The organism is Pseudomonas sp. GLN_2, assembly GCF_043106005.1.
In the GTDB taxonomy this organism is placed as follows: domain Bacteria; phylum Pseudomonadota; class Gammaproteobacteria; order Pseudomonadales; family Pseudomonadaceae; genus Aquipseudomonas; species Aquipseudomonas alloputida.
This window is the reverse complement of sequence record NZ_JBICMC010000110.1, coordinates 1-2,226: the sequence shown is the minus strand read 5'-3', so window position 1 is coordinate 2,226 and position 2,226 is coordinate 1. Positions and strand designations below refer to the sequence as shown.

The following is a 2,226-nucleotide window of genomic DNA, read 5'->3' as shown; positions in this document are numbered from 1 at the left end:
GCGCAAAGCGCCCCCATTCATACCAGGAATCATTACTGGTGTTCGGCGCCTTGCAGGGCTTCGTCACCCAACTGCAAGGTCACACCATGCGCCACTTTTTCCTCTTCGAACAGCCGCCACACCTGGCCCCCTTCGCTGCCCAGCAGTTCCACAAAACGCCGCCCGTCGACCTTGTCCTCCAGTTGTCCCACATAGCGTCCTGCTTCGACCCGGCTCAGCAGCACCTTGCGGTCCTTCTCTGGCTGGGTTGGCGAAATCAGGTTCAGCTCCAGGTTTTGCGGGCCACTGCTACCGGTCAGGCGCAGGTCCACTTCGCCGGTCAGTTCGTCCAGATGCACGCTGGCTTTCAGGCCAAGCTGCTGCGCCAGCAGCTCGCGGTCCAGCGAGCGGTTGATGCCCTTGCCGGCCTCGTAGTAGTTGTCATTCACCAGGTTGTCCGGGTTGTGCACCGCGATGCTGACCATGGTCAGGCTCAGGCACACCGAGGTGGTGAGAATGCCGATGATGATCCAGGGCCAGAGGTGCTTGTACCAGGGGCTGGCGGCGGTGGCGGCAGGCATTGTGCGTTATCTCTCTTAGCGGATCTGTGGGCCGATGAAACGGCTCTTGGCTTCAACCTGGGCGTCGCTGTCGTCGGCGCTCTTGAGGATGAAGGTGATTTCGTTGGTGGTCGATGGCAGCTTCTCGGGGGCAACCGACAGCTGCACAGGAAGGCTGACGATGTCACCGGCGGCCACGCGGATCTCGCGCTGGCCTTCAAGCTTGAGGTCCGGCAGGCCGGCGGCGTCCAGCACGTAGACGTGATCGCGCTGATCCTTGTTCATTACCTTCAGGCTGTACACGTTCTCGATCCGGCCCTGGGCGTTTTCGCGGTACAGCACGCGGTCTTTGCTGACGTCGAAACCGACCAGCGAACGGGTGGCGAAGGCCGTCGCCAGCCCGATCATCATCACCAGCAGTACCACGGCATAGCCGATCAGGCGCGGGCGCAGCAGGTGGGTCTTCTGCCCGGACAGGTTGTGCTCGGTGGTGTAGCTGATCAGCCCTTTGGGGTAGTTCATCTTGTCCATGATGCTGTCGCAGGCATCGATACAGGCGGCGCAGCCGATGCACTCGATCTGCAGGCCGTCACGGATGTCGATACCGGTCGGGCAGACCTGCACGCACATGGTGCAGTCGATGCAGTCACCCAGGCCCTGGGCTTTGTAGTCGGTATCTTTCTTGCGCGGGCCGCGGGTTTCGCCACGGCGTGGGTCGTAGGACACGATCAGCGTGTCCTTGTCGAACATCACGCTTTGGAAGCGGGCATAGGGGCACATGTACACACACACCTGTTCGCGCAGCCAGCCGGCGTTGCCGTAGGTGGCGAGGGTGAAGAAACCGACCCAGAAGTAGGCCCAGCCATCGGCCTGGCCGGTGAAGAATTCGACCACCAGCTCACGGATCGGCGAAAAGTAGCCGACAAAGGTCATGCCGGTGACAAAACCGATCAGCAGCCACAGGCTGTGCTTGGCGAATTTGCGCAGGAACTTGTTGCCACTCATCGGGGCTTTGTCGAGCTTCATGCGCTGGTTGCGGTCACCCTCGGTGACCTTTTCGCACCACATGAAAATCCAGGTCCACACGCTTTGCGGGCAGGTGTAGCCGCACCACACCCGGCCGGCGAACACCGTGATGAAGAACAGGCCGAAGGCGGCGACGATGAGAATGCCCGAGAGCAGGATGAAGTCTTGCGGCCAGATGGTGGCGCCGAAGATGTAGAACTTGCGCTCGGGCAGGTTCCACCACACGGCCTGGTGCCCTCCCCAGTTCAGCCACACGGTGCCGAAGTACAGCAGGAACAGTGCGGCACCCCCGACCATGCGCAGGCGACGGAACAGGCCGGTGAAGGCGCGGGTGTAGATCTTTTCCCGGGAAGCGTAGAGGTCGACGGAATCCTTCCCTTTGCTGGCAGGCGGGGTGACATCATGTACCGGAATTTGCTTGCTCATCATCAAGTCCCACGGCAGTGGAGAAACGCCGCGGCCTGTGCGTGCGGGCCGCAGTCTCGCGCAATCTGCTAGCGCTCTGCGGACCATGATACGCCGCTGATGGCAGTATGGGTTCGCACTGCGACCTTTAGTCGCGTTGGGTTCGTGGTATGAAACGTGTTATGGCGGGTGTCAATTGATCCAGGTCATCAGCCTGCGAGAAATGCTGTGCCAGTACCGGCCTCTTCGCGGGTAA

Annotated in this window: 2 protein-coding genes; both read right to left on the bottom strand. The window is 61.3% G+C overall.

All coding sequences use genetic code 11. The features are described 5' to 3' along the window. Nucleotides 1–32: 32 nt before the first annotated feature. Entirely contained in the window at nt 33–560 is a 528-nt protein-coding gene (locus tag ACF8Q6_RS26480; protein WP_003254292.1) for a FixH family protein, read from the bottom strand. Nucleotides 561–575: 15 nt separating this feature from the next. Continuing rightward, on the bottom strand, nt 576–1,991 hold the full coding sequence (ccoG, locus tag ACF8Q6_RS26475) for a cytochrome c oxidase accessory protein CcoG (protein ID WP_029380549.1): 1,416 nt from the start codon (nt 1,989–1,991) through the stop codon (nt 576–578). Nucleotides 1,992–2,226 lie beyond the last annotated feature (235 nt).

Excerpts from the sequence above, each read along its gene's own strand:
- ccoG (WP_029380549.1), bottom strand. The coding sequence starts at position 1,991 with ATGAGCAAGCAAATTCCGGTACATGATGTCACCCCGCCTGCCAGCAAA.
- ACF8Q6_RS26480 (WP_003254292.1), bottom strand. The coding sequence starts at position 560 with ATGCCTGCCGCCACCGCCGCCAGCCCCTGGTACAAGCACCTCTGGCCC.